The sequence below is a fragment of the Streptomyces sp. NPDC088762 genome (assembly GCF_044750905.1).
Lineage (GTDB): Bacteria > Actinomycetota > Actinomycetes > Streptomycetales > Streptomycetaceae > Streptomyces.
The window spans coordinates 116,608-133,782 of record NZ_JBIVKT010000009.1; the positions used below are offsets into that span (position 1 = coordinate 116,608).

The following is a 17,175-nucleotide window of genomic DNA, read 5'->3' on the forward strand; positions in this document are numbered from 1 at the left end:
TCACCGCAGGGCCTCCGGGAGTACGACGGAGAACTCCGCCCCTCCGTCCGCTGTCCCGCCGGCCCGGGCACTGCCGCCCTGCCGCTCCGCGAGGCGGCGTACGAGGGCGAGGCCCAGCCCGCGCTCGCGGTGGGCCTTGGCCTCTTTGGTCGACCAGCCCTCCGTGAAGATCTCCTCGCGGCGATCGACGGGGACGCCAGGGCCGCTGTCGCGCACGCGGAGCACAGCGGTCCGGCCTTCGGCGCGCAGCTCCACCTCCACCAGGGGTGCCGCCGAGCCGGCGGCGGCGTCCAGGGCGTTGTCCACCAGGTTGCCGAGAATCGTGACGAGGTCGCCCGGGTCCACCAGGCGGTCGGGGAGAAGGGTGGTCCCGGCCAGCCGCAGGGGGACGCCGCGCTCCGCCGCGACCGTCGCCTTGCCCACCAGGAGAGCCGCCAGCAGCGGGTCGTGGACCTTCTCCGTGACCTGTTCGGCGGTGGTGCGGTGCACCCCGACGACCTCCGTCACGAACTCCACCGCCTCCTCGTGCAGCCCCAGCTCCAGCAGGCCGAGGAGGGTGTGGAGGCGGTTGGCGTGTTCGTGGTCCTGGGCGCGCAGGGCGTCGATCAGGCCACGGGTGGAGTCGAGCTCGCGGCCCAGGTGCTCGAGCTCGGTGCGGTCGCGCAAGGTGGCCACGGCGCCGCCGTCCTCGGTGGGCATCCGGTTGGCGACCAGGACCCGGGGGCCCTGCACGGTGACCAGGTCGCGGCCGCTCACCCGGCCGGCGAGGACGTCGGCGGTGCGCCCCGCGCCGAGGACCTCGTCCAGCGGGCGTCCGGCGAGGATGCCCGAGGGGCCCGCCGCGTCGGGCGTGAGGCCCAGCAGCCGGGCGGCCTCGTCATTGACGAGCCGGACCCGGCCCGCCCGGTCGAGCGCGATCACGCCCTCGCGGATGGAGTGCAGCATCGCCTCGCGCTCCGCGAGCAGGCCCGCGATGTCGGAGAAGGCCAGGTCCCGGGTCTGCCGCTGGATCCTGCGGGACACCAGGTAGGCGGCCAGGGCGCCCGCGGCCAGAGCGCCGCCCGCGTAGGCGAGCAGGCCGGGGATGGCGCCCAGCAGCCGGTCGTGGACGCTGTCGTAGGCGATGCCGACCGAGACGGCGCCGACGATCTCCCCGTCGGCCGCCAGGAGCGGAACCTTGCCCCGGGCCGAGCGGCCGAGGGTGCCCTCGTCGATCTCCATGACCTCGCGGCCCGCCAGGGCGTCGCCCGGGTCGGTGGAGACCGGCAGTCCGATCCGTGCGGGGCTGGGGTGCGAGCGGCGGATGCCGTCCAGGTCGATGACGACGACGTACTCGGCTCCGGTGGCCCGGCGGATCCGCTCGGCCGAGGCCTGCACCGGGCTGTCCGGCGAGGCCCCGGAATCCAGCAGGTCGGCGGCCAGCGACGGGTCCGCCGCGGCGCTCTGGGCGATGGCCAGGGCGCGCCGCATGGCCTGGTCGTCGAGCTGCGCGCTCAGCGGTGCCAGGAAGAGCCCCGTGGCCAGCACGACCACCCCGCCGGCGATGGCCAGCTGGGTCAGGAGGATCTGGGAGACGGCCCGTCTGGGCAGCCCGAGGCGCCGAGCGCTCATGAGGAGGAACCGCATGAGGAGCAACGGTAGGTCGGATCGGGCACAAGCGGAACGTCCCTCTTCCAGGTAAAAGGCTTCGTGTTCGGGAAGCCCGTACTGAGAGACGAGGGCCTAGGGGGCGTGCTGATTTACGGGTATTCCACCCGTTCTGGGGGATTATCGCGACCGTGCCCGGGCCCACGCCTCGCTGCGGGTGAAGTAGGTGTCGTAGAGCTCCTGTACGTCCAGCAGGGATTCGGGCGGCACCTTCCCGTAGGCGATCCGCTCCAGGTGGCGGAAGTACTCGAACCGCTCGATGCCCGGGGTGATCACGATGAGGATGTCGGCGTTCTCGCCGGGCGCGGCCGCGAAGGCGTGCTCGGTGCCGGGCGGCACGACGACGAGGTCGCCGCTGTCGGCGGTCACGACCCGGTCGCCCGACAGGAACTGTGCGGTGCCGTCGAGGAGGTAGAACATCTCGGCGGACCCGGCGTGATGGTGGGGCGCGGCGCCGTCCGCACCGTCCAACAGGCTCACGCGCTGCGTGGAGAGCGCCCCACCGGTGGCGCTGCTGTCGGCGAGGAGGCGGATGGTGTTCGGGGCGGCGCCGATCGTCTCGGCCTCGGCCGAGCGCACGATCACGGATGCGTCGAAGGAGGGCACGATCAGGGACATCGGGGTCTCGCTCTCTCAGCGGGTGGGGACGGCGGAAGGGGAAGCCGGGGCGGGGGCGGGCACGACCGGGCGCTCCCGCAGCAGCAGACCGGCGGTGACGGCGACGGCCAGCGCGGTGAATCCGTGGACCCCGTACGCGGTGCCGGCCGGTCCTCCGCTGGTCAGGACGATCACCATGTCGCCGGCGGGGGCGAAGGTGATCGCCGCCATCGCCCAGCCCAGCGCCCGCCGGTGTCCGGTGAACAGGAGCGCCAGGATGACCAGGCCGGTCGCGATGTCCCGTACGCCCTTGACGTAGAGGAAGGCGGCGCCCTCGTTCCGCGGCCAGGACGGGATGCCGAAATCGGCGGCCATGGCCTGCGGCGCGAGGAGGTAGCTGCAGCCGATGTAGAGGATGAACGCGGCGCCGATCGCGGCCAGCGCGGTGGTGACGTGCTTGAGGGACATGGGAGCTCTCCAGAGGACGGTGATCAAGGAAGGGGGGAAGGCGGGGGACCGTCAGCGCGCGCCCTGGCGGATGGCGCGCACCCTGCGGAGGTAGGCCGGGTGCCCGACGGCGTGCCAGAGCAGCCGCGCCGGGAGCGGCAGGCCGCCCAGCATCGAGGCGCGTTCGGCCGGGTCGGCTTCCTCCAGGGCCATGCCGAGGAAGAACAGGAGCTTGGGCTTGGGCGTGCTCCTCATGAAGTGCTCGCCCATCGCGTCCCATTCGCGGGCGGACAGGTGCCGTGCGGCGAGCGGAAGGAGCGACTCCTCCTCGTCGTCGAGGTGTTCCACCAGGACCGACCGGTGCTCGGCGAGCACCGCCACCAGCGCGTCGCGCTCCGCCTCCCCGGCCGTGGCCTCCCAGGCCGGAACGGCCGCCTCGGCCGCCGAGAGGGTCGCGGCCACCCGTTCGTGCTGGGCCTCCATCCGCAGGACCAGGTCGGCCTCGAGGTCGACGCGGGAGAGCAGCGGCGGCCACATGTGCTCGTCCTCGCCGTGGTGGTGGTTGTGCAGACCGAGGCGGTAGTCGCGGAAGTGGTCCGCCAGGACCCGCGCCCGTGCCCTGTCGCCGGGGGCCACTGCGGCGATCAGCTCGACCAGCAGGCGCGCCTCTCGGCGCAGGCCCCGGTGGACGACCACCATCTCGTGGGTGTCGGGCCCGGAGCTGCGGGTCTGCGTCCGCGCGGCCCGCGCCGTCTTCGGCGTCGTGGTCGGCTTCGTCGTCTTCGTCGTCTTCATGGGAAGAGACTCGCCGCGGGCTCATGGAACGCTCTTGGAACCCACTTGGAGCTCGGCGCCCTCGCCATCCCGCCGTCCACGGACCGAAGTTGATCGTCATCGATTACGTTGGGCGCGTCATGGTGTACATACGCGTACTCGGCTCCCTCGCCGCCGAGCGGAACGGCGAGGCGGTCCCCCTCGGAGGCCACCGCCAGCGTTCCGTCCTGGCCCTGCTGGTGTCGGCCCGCGGCCGGGTGGTGTCGGTCGACCGGATGATCGAGGAGCTCTGGCAGGGGGCGGCGCCCGCCCGTGCGGTGGCCTCGCTCCAGGCCTACGTCTCCAACCTGCGCCGGCTCCTGGAGCCGGGCCGGGCCCCGCGCACCCCCGCGCGGCTGCTGGTGAGCGCGCCGCCCGGGTACGCGCTGCGGCCGGCCGAGGACGCCGTCGACGCCTGGCGCTTCGAGCGGCTGCTGGGCCGGGCCCGCGAGCTGCTCCCCGGGCAACCGGACACCGCCCGAGGGCTGCTGCGCGAGGCGCTGGCCCTGTGGCAGGGGCCGGCGTACGCGGACACGGCCGACGAACCGTGGAGCCACGCGGAGATCATGCGGCTCGGGGAGCTCCGCCTGGCCGCCCGCGAACTGGACATCGCCGCCGGGCTCCGGGTCGCCGACATCGCCGGGGCTGTCTCCGAAGCCGTGCTGCTGACCCGCGAGGAGCCGTTGCGGGAGGAGGGCTGGCGGCTGCACGCCCTCGCGCTGTGGGCCGCCGGGCGGCAGGCCGACGCGCTGTCCACGCTGCGCCGGGCCCGGGAGGTGCTGGCCGACGAGGTGGGGCTGGATCCCGGCGCCGCGCTGGTCGAGCTGGAACGGGCGGTTCTGGCCCAGGACGACCGGTTGCTGCGCGAGGCCACGGACGGTGCGCCGTCCGCCCCCGGCGCACCGTCCCGGCCGGGTTCGCCGCCGGCCCCGCCGCCCCCGCCGGCCGCGCCCGTCGCGCCATCGGACGCCGGGGCCGAGCTGTTCGTGGGCCGCGAGGAGGAACTGGCCGTACTGGTGGCGGCGGCGGACCGGGCGCTGACGGCCGGCCCCGCCGTCGCCCTCGTCACCGGCGAGGCCGGGCTGGGCAAGTCGGCGCTGCTGCACGGGCTCGGTGACCGGCTGCGGGCCGAGGGCTGGCTCGTCGCCCTCGGCCGTACCACCGGCGCCGAGGGCGCGCCGCCCGCGTGGGCCTGGGTCGAGGCACTGCGCACCGTCGCCGCCGCCGTCCCGCCCGCACCCGCGGCCTCGGCCGTGCTGGCGCCGCTCCTCTCCGAGAGTGCGCCCGCCCCCGTCCCGCCGGCTCCCGGCGAGGACGTCGCCGCCGGGCGGTTCCGGCTGCACCGGGCGGTCTGGGAGTGGCTGGCCGACGCCGCACGCGGGCGGCCCGTGGCGCTCGTACTGGACGACCTGCACTGGGCCGACGCCGAGACCCTCGCACTGCTGGCGGGGGTGGCCGACCTGTCCCCGGGAACCCCGCTGCTCCTCGTCGGCGCCTACCGGCCGGACGAGGTGGAACGGCGCCTCGGCGACACGCTCGCCGGTCTGGCGCGGCGCTCACCGGCCCGGGTCGCCCTGGGCGGGCTGGCGGAGGAGGCCGTGGCTGAGGTGGTCCGGGCGGTGGGCGGCGGCACGGTGGACCCCGAAACGGTGGCGGCGCTGGCCGAACGCACCGGTGGGAACCCCTTCTACGTACGGGAGAGTGCGCGGCTGCTCGGCAGCGAGGGGTCGCTCGTGGCGTTGTCCGAGGTGCCCGAGGGCGTACGGGACGTGCTGCGCCGGCGGCTCGGCCGGCTTCCCGAGCCCGTGGTCTCCGTCCTGCGGCTGGCCGCCGTCGCGGGACGGGAGGCGTCCGTCGAGGTCCTCGTCGAATCGGCCGACACCGACGAGGACGCCGTACTGGACGCCCTGGAGGCCGGCTTGCTCGCCGGGCTGCTGGTCGAACCGGCGCCCGGGCGGATCCGGTTCGCGCACGCCCTGGTCCGCGACACCTTGCTGGCCGATCTCAGCCGGCTGCGCTCGGCGCGGATGCACGGCCGGATCGGGGCGAGCCTGGAGCGGCTCGGCTCGGACGACGTGTCGGCGCTGGCCCACCACCACGTGCACGCGGCCTCCTCGGCGACCGCCGCCAAGGCCGTGGACTACTGCCTGCGGCGGGCCGCGCTGGCCGAGGCCCGCTACGCGCATGACGTGGCGGTCTGCGCGCTGGCCGATGCGGTGGCCTGTGCCGGACGCGTCCCGGCGGACCCCGGCGCCGACCGGGACGCCGAACAGGTCGAACTGCTGGGCCGGCTGGCGCGGGCGCAGGTCCGGGCGGGGGCCGTCACGGCGGCCCGCGAGACCCGGCGCAGGGCGATCGACCGGGCGGTCGGCGCGGGCCGGGACGATCTGCTGATCCGGGCGTTCACGGCGTGGACCGAGCCGACGCCCTGGCAGACCCGGCCCTACGGCATGGTCGACCGGCCGGTGGTGGACCTGCTGGAGCGGCTCCTCGCAAGCACCGATCTGCCACCAGCCGTACGGTGCCGCCTGCTGGGCGCGTACGCCGCCGAGCTGTCCGACGCGAAGCTGGCGAGCGTACGGGCCGCGGCCCGCGAGGCGCTGGCCCTGGCCGAGGGCCTCGGTGACCCCGTACTGCGGGCCGGGGCGCTCGCGACGCTGGCCAAGGAGCTCGACGCCGACCGGGAATGGCGCGAACGGGCCGTGCTCGGGCGGGAACTGGAACGGCTCGGAGCCGCGCACGACCTGCCCGCCCACCGGTGGTACGGGATGTTCATCCGCTCCACCGCCCTGGCCGCCGAGGGGGACGTGGCCGGCGCCCAGCGCCTCATCGCGCAGTGGACGGAGTTCGCGCGGGCGTACCGGATGCCCGGTCCGTCGGCGGTCGGCGAGGGGGTGGCAGCGACCATGGCGCATGTGGAGGGGCGGGTCGAGGAAGCGGAACGCCGGTACGCGCAGGCGGCGGCGCAGATGGCCCGGCAGGGATCGCCGCACGCCGAGGGGCACCTGGCGATCGCGACCGCCACGCTGCGGGCGAGCCAGGGGCGGCTCGCGGAGTCCCTGCCGTGGGCCCGCCGGGTGTACGCGGCGTTCGGGCCGCAGGCGGGGGACCTGCTCGCGGTCGCGCTGGCCGCGGCGGGGGAGGAGCGGGAGGCCCGAGAGGTTCTCCGCCTGGCGGGACCGCTGCGTACGGACTACCTCTTCAAGGTCTTCGCGACCTTCCGTGCCATGACCCTGGTCCTGCTCGGCGAGCGGCAGGGCGCCGAGGAGCTCTACGCAGCGCTGCTGCCCTACCGGGACGCCCCGCCGCCGACTTCGGGGTTCACGGTGGCCGTCCGGCCGGCGGCCCGGACCCTCGGCGAGCTGGCCGCGCTGCTGGGCCGCGAGGAGGAGGCGGCGGCGCACTTCGCCCGCGCGGCGGAGATCGCCGAACGGTGGCGCAGCCCCTGGGCCGCCGCCCCGTGGCCCCGTGCGTGACCTCTTGGCCAGGGCGTCTTCGTGGGCCAAACAGGCCGCCCTCGAACCGGCACTTCTTGCGCTACCCGGCGTTCACCGAGGTCATCGGCGGTGCCCTCGCCCAGCAGGGCGCCGTGAGAACGACCCGCGGCTGCGCCGGCCCGCCGACTGGCGCTCACCCGGCCGGCCGGCCTGGCTACGATCGACCGGGTGAACAGCAGGCAGCCCATCCCCGTCGTCGTCCTCGCCGGATTCCTCGGATCCGGCAAGACCACCGTGCTGAACCACCTCCTCAAAAACCGCGGGGGCACCCGGATCGGAGTCGTCGTCAACGACTTCGGGTCGATCGAGATCGACGCCATGTCGGTGGCCGGCCAGGTGGGGGACTCCATGGTCTCCCTCGGCGGCGGCTGCCTGTGCTGCGCCGTCGACGGCAGCGAGCTGGACGCGTACCTGGAGAAGCTCTCCGCGCCCGTCCACCGGATCGATGTGATCGTCATCGAGGCGAGCGGGCTGGCCGAGCCCCAGGAGATGATCCGGATGCTCATGGCCAGCGAGAACCTGGACATCCGCTACGGCGGCCTGGTCGAGGTGGTGGACGCGGCCGAGTTCGACGCGACCCGGACCAAGCACCCCGAGACGGACCGCCACCTGGCCGTCGCGGACCTGGTGGTGCTCAACAAGACCGACCGGGTCGACGCCGCGGAACGGGCCCGCATCGAGGGGGAGCTCGCCGCGCTGTGCGCGCCGGGGATCCCCGTGGTCGGCGCCGACCACGGACGGATCGACCCGGAACTGCTCTTCGACCGCCGCCCGTGGACCGAGACCCGCGGGCAGCTCTCCTTCGAGGACCTGATCGCCGAGGCCGAGGACCACGAGGACTCCGCACACGCGCACGCGGCGTACGAGAGCACCGAGTTCGTCTCGGAGCAGGCCCTCTCCCCCCGCCGGTTCATCGACTTCCTCGACCGCAGGCCCGCCGGGCTCTACCGCGTCAAGGGCTTCGTCCACTTCGGCGTCCCCGGGCACGAGGAGCGGTACGAGATCCACGCGGTCGGCCGGTTCCTCCGCTTCGCGCCGCAGCCCTGGGGGCGGGGGGAGGCACGCCTGACGCGGCTCGTCCTGATCGGCTCCGGCACCGACGGACCGGCCCTGCTGCGCGAGCTGGAGGCCTGCCGCGAACCGGCCCCGCACCTGCTGGGCCCCGAAAGCATGTGGGGCGTGCTGCGGTACGTGGCCCGGCCCGCCGGTGCCGAGGACGACACCTCGGACACCCCCTAGGCCACCTCCACCCCGTACTCCCTCAGTAGCGCCTCCAGGCCGCCCCGGTAGCCCTTGCCGCCGATCACGAAGTCCCAGTCGCCGTTCGCCCGGCGCCGGAACGAGCCGAGCACCAGGGCGGTCTCCCCGGCCCGGCCGTCGGACACGTCCAGTCGGCCGAGTTCCTCGCCGCCGGCGGACAGCAGTCGGATGTGGGCGTCCGTGAACCCGGCGAGATCGGCATGGGGATCGACTTCCGGATCGATCGCGGCCACGAGGACCAAGCGGTCCGCGGACGTGGGCAGGGCGTCGAAGGAGACCTCCAGCGCTGCCTTGTCGGGCGCCGCGTGGTCGCGGGACCGAACCGAACCATCCGGGGTCCGCGGGTTGTTGAAGAAGACGAAGTGGTCCTCGCTCAGCACGCTGTTGCCCGTGCAGACGAGGGCGCACACGTCCAGGGCGACCGAACCGGACCAGGACATGCCGAGCACGTTGTGGTCCGCAGGGGGAGCCGGCTCGGGGGCCCGCCGGGCGGGGGCCGCCGTGCCGCCGCCCAGTCGGCCCCGCAGCCCGTACTGGTGGAGCAGTTCCACGAGCTTGTCCCCGGGAACCAACTCCAACGGCTTGCCGTTGGAAAAGGTGTACGAGCCCGGCCCGAAGGACGCGGTGGTGACCAGCACCCCCTTGTTCGCCCCCTTGTCCTGGACCGTGCCATACAAGTCCCGTACCGCCGTGGGCGACACGGTGTTCCGGTAGCGCTTGACCTGCACCACGATCCGTCCGCCCGTGATCGGGGAGGGGTCGTTCGCCTCGATGTCCACCCCGCCGTCGCCCGACCGCTGGGTGGTCAGCGCCTCCATGCCCATCGCCCGGAAGAGCTCCGCCACCAGGTTCTCGAAGGCGATCGGGTCCATCTCGAACAGGTCAGGTTCGTCCTCGTCGCCGCCCGCGTGTCCGCCGTGGCTGACGACCCCGCAGCCGACCTCCTCGGGCCGGCGCGCTGGGCGCACCGCCGTCAGCTGGTCGGGGCGCGTCGACAACTGCCCGCCCAACCCCGAAATCAGACAGTCCACCGCGCTGACCTGCTCCAGCCGCAGACCGGCGAAGACGCCGCGAGCCGCCGGCACCGTGGCGAGCACGAACCGTGCCTCCTGCCCCGTCACCGGATCGTGGCAGTCCACGAAGCCGTTGACGACAACCGAGTCCAGTGCGCCGAACTCGTCCGCCGCGTAGAGCTCGTGCACCACCAGCAACATGCACTGGGCCAGCAGGTCCCGGTACAGCCCCCGTCGTTCCGTGACGGGGCGGGGCTTCACCTTGTCCTGATCCGTGCTCGGCAGGTACTGCACCGCCCGGGCCTCGGGCACCACCGCGTACCCCGGCAGCTCCCAGTCCAGCACCAGCTGTCGCGCTACCGGGTCGTACGCGGCCGCCACGTGCCTCGGCAGCGCCTCGGGCCACGCCGTCGAGGCGTACAGAGCGGCCGAGAAGTACTCCACGGCCGCCTCGGGATCGCCCGCGCGCAGTGCGTGGGCCAGCTCGGTGAGCCCGCTGTTGTGTGCTCGTACCCCGGCGACCTGCTCCGCTGCCCACCGGTCGTACTGCTGTCGGTACGCGGCCAGTTGCTGTCGGCGCTGCGCCTCCGCGGCGTTCGCGGCCTGCCAGGCCTGCGTGTACCGGGCGTGTGCCTCCCGCTCCGCCTGCGCCCGGTGGTTCGAGCCGAGCGTCCAGCCGCTGCTCTGCTGCTGGAAGTCTTCGATGCGGGGCATCGGCACCGGGTGCGCCAGAGCCCCGGGGTCAAAGGGTTGCAGCTCGTCGGGTCGGGCCAGGGCGGATATCCGGAACGCCGGTGCCCGGCATCCCGTGGCCAACAGGCCCTTGAGAGCGTCGACCTCGGCATCGAGCTGCGCGGTACGACGTAGGGCCTCGGCTTCGCGGTACTGCCGGTGGCTCCGGGTAGCGTCCCGTTCGTACGCGTGCTGCCGACGCTCGGCCTCCCGCTGCTGGATCAGCTGCGTCTGTTGCTGACGGCGCTGCGCCTCCGCCCAGTTCCCGATCAGTCCGCTGCCCGCTCGACGACTCATCAGCTGTGTACTCCCCCCCACCAACACCAAGAGGGAAAACACTAGTCGGCATTCGGGTGGTACGTCCCCGGGGTCGCACCACCCGAATGCCCTCGTACGTCCTACAGCGCGGCCCCCGCCAGCGCCGCCACGGCCGCGGGCAGCGCGGCCCCCGAGCCGTCGCGGCGCGGGTCCACGGCAGGCAGCTCGGCCGGAGCGCCGTTCGCCGTCGCCGCCCGGACCGGCGCATTGCCCGCCCAGGCCAGCACCAGCACGTCCTCGCCCTTCAGGAACCGCTGGCAGCGCACACCACCGGTGGCCCGGCCCTTGCGCGGGTACTGGTCGAAGGGGGTCAGCTTCCCGGACAGCACCGAGTCGTCCAGCGTCCCGTGCGAGCCCGCCACCGTGAACACCATCGCGTCCCGGGCCGGGTCCACCGCCGAGAAGTGGATCACCTTGGCGTTCTCGGCGAGCTTGATGCCCGCCATACCGCCCGCCGGGCGGCCCTGCGGGCGCACCTGGCCCGCCGGGTAGCGCAGCAGCTGGGCGTCGTCGGTGAGGAAGACCAGGTCCTCCTCGCCCGTGCGCAGCTCGACCGCGCCGACGATCCGGTCGCCCTCCTTGAGGGTGATGACCTCCAGCTCGTCCTTGTTCGCCGGGTAGTCCGGCACGACGCGCTTGACCACCCCCTGCTCGGTGCCGAGCGCCAGCCCCTGCGAGGTCTCGTCCAGCGTGGTCAGGCAGATCACCTTCTCGTCCGCCTCCAGGCCGGTCAGGAACTCCGTGATCGGAGCTCCGCCCGCCAGGGCCGGAGCGGCCGCCGTGTCCGGCAGCTGCGGCAGGTCGATCACGGACAGCCGCAGCAGGCGCCCCGCGGAGGTCACCACCCCCACCTCGGCCCGCGCCGTCGCCAGGACCTGCGAGACGATCAGGTCGTGCTTGGCCCGCTTGCCGTCGGCCTCGGGCAGCGGCTCACCGGTGACGGTGCGTGCCAGCAGGCCCGTCGAGGACAGCAGGACGCGGCACGGGTCGTCCGCGACCTCCAGCGGAACCGCCGCCACCGTGGTGCCCGCCGACTCCAGCAGGACCGTACGGCGCTCGGTGCCGAACTTCTTCGCGACCGCCGCCAGTTCCGTGGAGACCAGCTTGCGCAGCTCGGTGTCCGACTCCAGGATCCCGGTCAGCTCGTCGATCTCGCCGGTCAGCCGGTCGCGCTCGGACTCCAGCTCGATCCGGTCGAAGCGGGTGAGCCGGCGCAGCGGGGTGTCCAGGATGTACTGGGTCTGGATCTCGCTCAGCGAGAAGCGTTCGATGAGCCGCTCCTTCGCCTGCGCGGAGTTGTCGCTGTCCCGGATGAGCCGGATGACCTCGTCGATGTCGAGCAGGGCCACCAGCAGGCCCTCGACCAGGTGCAGGCGGTCGCGGCGCTTGCCGCGGCGGAACTCGCTGCGCCGCCGGACGACCTCGAAGCGGTGGTCGAGGTAGACCTCCAGCAGCTCCTTGAGCCCCAGCGTCAGCGGCTGCCCGTCCACCAGCGCCACGTTGTTGATGCCGAAGGACTCCTCCATCGGCGTCAGCTTGTACAGCTGCTCCAGGACGGCCTCCGGGTGGAAGCCGTTCTTGATCTCGATGACCAGGCGCAGGCCGTGCGAGCGGTCGGTGAGGTCCTTGACGTCGGCGATGCCCTGCAGCTTCTTCGAGCCGACCAGGTCCTTGATCTTCGCGATGACCTTCTCGGGGCCGACCGTGAAGGGCAGTTCGGTGACGACCAGGCCCTTGCGGCGCGCCGTCACGTTCTCCACGGTCACCGTGGCGCGGATCTTGAAGGTGCCGCGGCCGTTCTCGTAGGCGTCCTTGATGCCCGACAGGCCGACGATCCGGCCGCCAGTGGGCAGGTCGGGACCCGGCACGAAGCGCATCAGCGCCTCGAGGTCCGCGTGCGGGTAGCGGATCAGGTGACGGGCGGCCGCGATGACCTCGCCGAGGTTGTGCGGGGGCATGTTCGTGGCCATGCCGACCGCGATCCCGGAAGCGCCGTTGACCAGCAGGTTCGGGTAGGCGGCGGGCAGCGCCACCGGCTCCCGCTCCTGGCCGTCGTAGTTGGCGGTGAAGTCGACGGTGTCCTCGTCGATCGACTCCGTCATCAGCGACGTGGCGTCGGCCATCTTGCACTCGGTGTAACGCATCGCCGCCGGCGGGTCGTCGTTGCCGAGCGAACCGAAGTTGCCGTGGCCGTCGACCAGCGGAAGCCGCATCGAGAAGGGCTGGGCCATGCGCACGAGGGCGTCGTAGATCGACGCGTCGCCGTGCGGGTGCAGCTTGCCCATGACCTCGCCGACGACACGGGCGCACTTCACGTAGCCGCGGTCGGGGCGCAGCCCCATCTCGTTCATCTGGTACACGATGCGCCGGTGCACCGGCTTCATGCCGTCGCGGGCGTCGGGCAGGGCGCGGGAGTAGATCACCGAGTACGCGTACTCGAGGAAGGAGCCCTGCATTTCGTCGACGACGTCGATGTCGAGGATCTTCTCCTCGAAATCCTCCGGCGGCGGGGTCTTCGTGCTGCGGCGGGCCATCGCTGCGCGGCTCCTTAACCAAGAATGGGTGTGCTGGGGGTCTGACTGCGGACCATTGTGGCCCGAGGCACCGACAACGCCGACTCCGACCCCGGGGGTCCCCCCAGACGGACTCTGGGGGAGTGACCCGGGAACTTATCCGGCAACCGACGCGCTTGCATACAGTGGCAGGTCTGACAGAAATCTCTGCATCGCGATCGAAGGGACCACATGCCCATGGGTCACACGGCCACCGCCCAGGCCGGCTCCGGCGGCCTGACAGCGACCGAGCACCGGCTGGCCAACGGCCTGCGCGTGGTGCTCTCCGAGGACCACCTGACCCCGGTCGCCGCGGTCTGCCTCTGGTACGACGTCGGCTCGCGTCACGAAGTCAAGGGCCGTACCGGCCTGGCTCACCTTTTCGAGCACCTGATGTTCCAGGGCTCGGCGAGCGTCCCGGGCAACGGGCACTTCGAACTGGTCCAGGGCGCCGGCGGCTCCCTCAACGGCACGACCAGTTTCGAGCGCACCAATTACTTCGAGACGATGCCGACGCACCAGCTGGAGCTCGCGCTCTGGCTGGAGGCGGACCGCATGGGCTCGCTGCTGGCGGCCCTGGACGAGGAGTCCATGGAGAACCAGCGCGACGTCGTCAAGAACGAGCGCCGCCAGCGGTACGACAACGTCCCCTACGGCACCGCGTTCGAAAGGCTGACCGCGCTGGCGTACCCCGAGGGCCACCCGTACCACCACACCCCGATCGGCTCCATGGCCGACCTGGACGCGGCCTCGCTGGAGGACGCGCGCGCCTTCTTCCGTACGTACTACGCGCCGAACAACGCGGTGCTGTCCGTGGTCGGCGACATCGACCCGGAGAAGACGCTCGCCTGGGTCGAGAAGTACTTCGGCACCATCCCCGCGCACGACGGCAAGCAGCCGCCCCGCGACGGTGCGCTGCCCGACATCATCGGCGAGCAGCTGCGCCAGGAGATCGTCGAGGAGGTCCCGGCGCGTGCGCTGATGGCCGCCTACCGGCTCCCGCACGACGGCACCCGCGAATGCGACGCCGCGGACGTGGCGCTGACCATCCTGGGCGGCGGGGAGTCCTCGCGGCTCCACAACCGCCTGGTACGCCGCGACCAGACGGCCGTCGCGGCCGGCTTCGGGATGCTCCGCCTGGCCGGCGCGCCCTCGCTGGGCTGGCTGGACGTCAAGACCTCCGGCGGGGTCGAGGTGCCCGACATCGAGGCGGCCGTGGACGAGGAGCTCGCGCGGTTCGCCGCCGAGGGCCCCACCGCCGAGGAGATGGAGCGCGCCCAGGCGCAGCTGGAGCGGGAGTGGCTGGACCGGCTGAGCACGGTGGCCGGCCGCGCCGACGAACTCTGCCGCTTCGCGGTCCTGTTCGGCGACCCGCAGCTGGCGCTGACCGCAGTGCAGCGCGTCCTGGACATCACCGCAGAGGAGGTGCAGGCCGTGGCCGCGGCCCGGCTGCGCCCGGACAACCGCGCGGTGCTGGTGTACGAGCCGCTGGCCGGCGCCGCCGACGAGCACGCCGAGAACGACGAGAACGAGGGGGCGGAGCAGTGAGCGACACCGCAGCCGTCACGATGACCTTCCACCCGCGGCCGCAGGCCGGCGAGCCGCAGCCGTGGGCCTTCCCGGCCCCCGACCGCGGCTCCCTGCCCAACGGCCTGACCCTGCTGCGCTGTCACCGCCCCGGCCAGCAGGTCGTCGCCGTCGAGGTCAACCTCGCCGCCCCGCTCGACGCGGAGCCCGAGGGCCTGGACGGCGTCGCGACCATCATGGCCCGCGCGCTGTCCGAGGGGACCGACAAGCACTCCGCCGAGGAGTTCGCGGCCGAGCTGGAGCGCTGCGGCGCCACCCTCGACGCGCACGCCGACCACCCGGGCATCCGGGTCTCCCTGGAGGTGCCGGCCTCCCGCCTGCACAAGGCGCTGGGCTTGCTCGCCGAGGCGCTGCGCGCCCCCGCCTTCGCCGACGCCGAGGTCGGCCGGCTGGTGCGCAACCGGCTCGACGAGATCCCGCACGAGCTGGCCAACCCGCAGCGCCGCGCCGCCAAGCAGCTCTCCAAGGAGCTCTTCCCGGCCTCCCTGCGGATGTCCCGCCCGCGCCAGGGCACCGAGGAGACGGTCTCCCGGATCGACTCCGCGGCCGTACGCGCCTTCTACGAGGCCCACGTGCGCCCCGCCACCGCCACCGCGGTGGTCGTCGGCGACCTGACCGGGATCGACCTGGACGCCGTACTGGCCGACACCCTGGGCACCTGGACGGGCAACTCCGCCGAAGCCCTGCCCGTGCCGCCGGTGACCGCCGACGACACCGGCCGCGTGGTCATCGTGGACCGGCCCGGCGCGGTCCAGACCCAGCTGCTGATCGGCCGCATCGGGCCCGACCGGCACGACCGGGTCTGGGCGGCCCAGGTGCTCGGCACCTACTGCCTGGGCGGCACCCTCACCTCCCGCCTGGACAAGGTGCTGCGCGAGGAGAAGGGCTACACCTACGGCGTGCGCGCCTTCGGCCAGGTGCTCCGCTCGACCGCCGACGGCAAGGGCGCCTCGATGCTCGCCATCAGCGGCTCGGTGGACACGCCGAACACCGGCCCGGCGCTGGAGGACCTCTGGAAGGTGCTGCGCACCCTCGCGGAGGGCGGCCTGACCGACGCCGAACGGGACGTGGCGGTGCAGAACCTGGTGGGCGTGGCCCCGCTGAAGTTCGAGACGGCCGCCTCGGTGGCCGGCACGCTGGCCGACCAGGTCGAGCAGGAGCTGCCGGACGACTACCAGTCCCGGTTGTACGCGCAGCTCGCCGCGACCGGGACGGTGGAGGCGACTTCGGCGGTCGTGGCCGCCTTCCCCGCGGACCGGCTGGTCACGATCCTCGTGGGCGACGCCTCGCAGATCGAGGCACCGGTGCGGGCGCTGGGGATCGGCGACGTGAGCGTCGTCACGAACTGACGTACCGACGGGCGTCCAACTGACGTACCTCCGAAGGCCAATTGGCGTTCGGCGTGAGGGGTTCCGGTGGCTTGCTCCACCGGAACCCCTTTTGTCCGTTTGGCGGCATGGTTGATCGTATGGGGTGTGGCGTACGCAACAAAAGCGCGTCTCTGTTTGGCGATTGACTGATGATCCGCCTAGCGTCGGCCGTGCTGTCCGTCAGTTGTGCCAGCCGCATCCGCGGCACCGGGCAGCGATCGCCGAGTCCCCGTCAGGCGCGAGCCTGGGGAGCCGGGGACCCACATCAGTCCCTGGGGTGAATCGGACCGCCTCGCAAGAGGAGGCCCGTAGGAGACCTTCCTGCTCCGAACCCGTCAGCTAACCCGGTAGGCGAGAGGGAAGGAAAGGATCAGCCCCTTCATGGCGTTTGGCAGTCGTGCCGCCGGTAAGCACCGTGGTTCCAGTCGTCTGAGCCGCAAGACCGCCGGTTACGCCGGCATCGCCGCCCTCGCCACCACCGGCGTCGTCGGCACCCTGGCCGCCCCGGCCTTCGCCGCGGACAGCGGCAGCGGCAACTCCACCCAGGACAACGCGCTCGGCGCCGTCGTCGTCGCCGACGAGCTCGCCGGTGACATCGAGGACCAGGCCGCGTCCCAGCAGCGCGCCGCCGAGCACGCCGCCGCCCAGGCGCAGGCCGAGGCCGACGCCAAGCAGCGGGCCGCCGAGGCCAAGCGCCTCGCCGAGGCCAAGGCGAAGGCCGAGCGCGAGGCCGCCGAGCGCGCCGCCCGCGAGGAGGAGCGCAAGCGCCTCAACACCTTCGTCGCCCCGGTCGACGGCTCGTACGTCAGCACGCAGTACCACGCGGGCGGCGGCATGTGGTCCTCCGGCAGCCACACCGGCATCGACTTCCACGCCGCCTCCGGCACCTCCGTGCACGCCGTGGGCGCCGGCACGGTCGTCGAGGCCGGCTGGGGTGGCGCGTACGGCAACAACGTCGTCATCAAGCACAACGACGGCACCTACACCCAGTACGGGCACATGTCCTCGCTGAGCGTCTCCGTCGGCCAGCAGGTCACCCCGGGCCAGCAGATCGGCCTGTCGGGCTCCACCGGCAACTCCAGCGGCCCGCACCTCCACTTCGAGGCCCGCACCGGCGCGCAGTACGGCTCGGACATCGACCCGGTCGCGTACCTGCGCTCGCACGGCGTCAGCCTCTGACCCGAAGGCGCCCGCGTACGCGCACGGCACCGCCCCCGTCTCCACCCAAGGCCCCGGCTCCCCGAGCCGGGGCCTTGGGCGTTGTCCGCGTGCAAATGTTTCGTATTTTCGACCGCTCTCGGAAATTGTCGTGTGTTGCAATAGAGTCGCAGCACGCGCACGC

Annotated in this window: 11 protein-coding genes and 1 riboswitch; of the genes, 5 read left to right on the forward strand and 6 right to left on the reverse strand. The window is 73.1% G+C overall.

Going from position 1 to position 17,175, the window contains the following annotated elements; genetic code table 11:
• From ACIP5M_RS21330 to ACIP5M_RS21345, 4 genes are all read right to left on the reverse strand, one after another.
• On the reverse strand, positions 1 to 1,626 hold the full coding sequence (locus tag ACIP5M_RS21330) for an ATP-binding protein (RefSeq protein ID WP_401199248.1): 1,626 nt from the start codon (positions 1,624 to 1,626) through the stop codon (positions 1 to 3).
• 141 nt (positions 1,627 to 1,767) lie between these two features.
• Positions 1,768 to 2,265 carry a cupin domain-containing protein gene (locus ACIP5M_RS21335; RefSeq protein WP_401199250.1) on the reverse strand — a complete coding sequence of 166 codons (498 nt, stop codon included), beginning with the start codon at positions 2,263 to 2,265 and terminating at the stop codon, positions 1,768 to 1,770.
• A gap of 15 nt (positions 2,266 to 2,280) precedes the next feature.
• Positions 2,281 to 2,712, reverse strand: a complete 432-nt coding sequence (locus tag ACIP5M_RS21340; protein WP_401199252.1) for a DUF4267 domain-containing protein — start codon at positions 2,710 to 2,712, stop codon at positions 2,281 to 2,283.
• 51 nt (positions 2,713 to 2,763) lie between these two features.
• A complete protein-coding gene (locus ACIP5M_RS21345; protein WP_401199254.1) occupies positions 2,764 to 3,486 on the reverse strand; it encodes a hemerythrin domain-containing protein in 723 nt (240 codons plus the stop codon).
• A gap of 119 nt (positions 3,487 to 3,605) precedes the next feature.
• On the opposite strand from ACIP5M_RS21345, the gene ACIP5M_RS21350 reads away from it, so the two are divergent.
• A complete protein-coding gene (locus ACIP5M_RS21350; RefSeq protein ID WP_401199256.1) occupies positions 3,606 to 6,980 on the forward strand; it encodes a BTAD domain-containing putative transcriptional regulator in 3,375 nt (1,124 codons plus the stop codon).
• A gap of 189 nt (positions 6,981 to 7,169) precedes the next feature.
• Positions 7,170 to 8,240: a CobW family GTP-binding protein gene (locus ACIP5M_RS21355; protein ID WP_401199258.1), complete on the forward strand. Its 1,071-nt coding sequence runs from the start codon at positions 7,170 to 7,172 to the stop codon at positions 8,238 to 8,240.
• Here the strand turns inward: ACIP5M_RS21355 and ACIP5M_RS21360 are convergent.
• Positions 8,237 to 10,303, reverse strand: coding sequence for a restriction endonuclease (locus tag ACIP5M_RS21360; protein ID WP_401199260.1), 2,067 nt, complete (start codon positions 10,301 to 10,303; stop codon positions 8,237 to 8,239). The two genes, ACIP5M_RS21355 and ACIP5M_RS21360, sit on opposite strands and share 4 nt — an antisense overlap.
• A 101-nt stretch (positions 10,304 to 10,404) precedes the next feature.
• Positions 10,405 to 12,858, reverse strand: a complete 2,454-nt coding sequence (locus ACIP5M_RS21365) for a DNA topoisomerase (ATP-hydrolyzing) subunit A (RefSeq protein WP_401199262.1) — start codon at positions 12,856 to 12,858, stop codon at positions 10,405 to 10,407.
• A 216-nt stretch (positions 12,859 to 13,074) separates the two neighbouring features.
• Here ACIP5M_RS21365 and ACIP5M_RS21370 point away from each other — a divergent pair, with 216 nt between their 5' ends.
• The 3 genes from ACIP5M_RS21370 (at position 13,075) to ACIP5M_RS21380 (ending at position 17,012) form a co-directional block, all read left to right on the forward strand.
• Positions 13,075 to 14,424 (forward strand): M16 family metallopeptidase, encoded by a 1,350-nt coding sequence (locus ACIP5M_RS21370; RefSeq protein WP_401199473.1) that lies wholly within the window; start codon positions 13,075 to 13,077, stop codon positions 14,422 to 14,424.
• Between the two features lie 20 nt (positions 14,425 to 14,444).
• On the forward strand, positions 14,445 to 15,812 hold the full coding sequence (locus ACIP5M_RS21375) for a M16 family metallopeptidase (RefSeq protein WP_401199475.1): 1,368 nt from the start codon (positions 14,445 to 14,447) through the stop codon (positions 15,810 to 15,812).
• Positions 15,813 to 16,042: 230 nt separating this feature from the next.
• Positions 16,043 to 16,202, forward strand: a riboswitch (cyclic di-AMP (ydaO/yuaA leader).
• A gap of 12 nt (positions 16,203 to 16,214) precedes the next feature.
• A complete protein-coding gene (locus tag ACIP5M_RS21380; protein ID WP_401199264.1) occupies positions 16,215 to 17,012 on the forward strand; it encodes a M23 family metallopeptidase in 798 nt (265 codons plus the stop codon).
• Positions 17,013 to 17,175 lie beyond the last annotated feature (163 nt).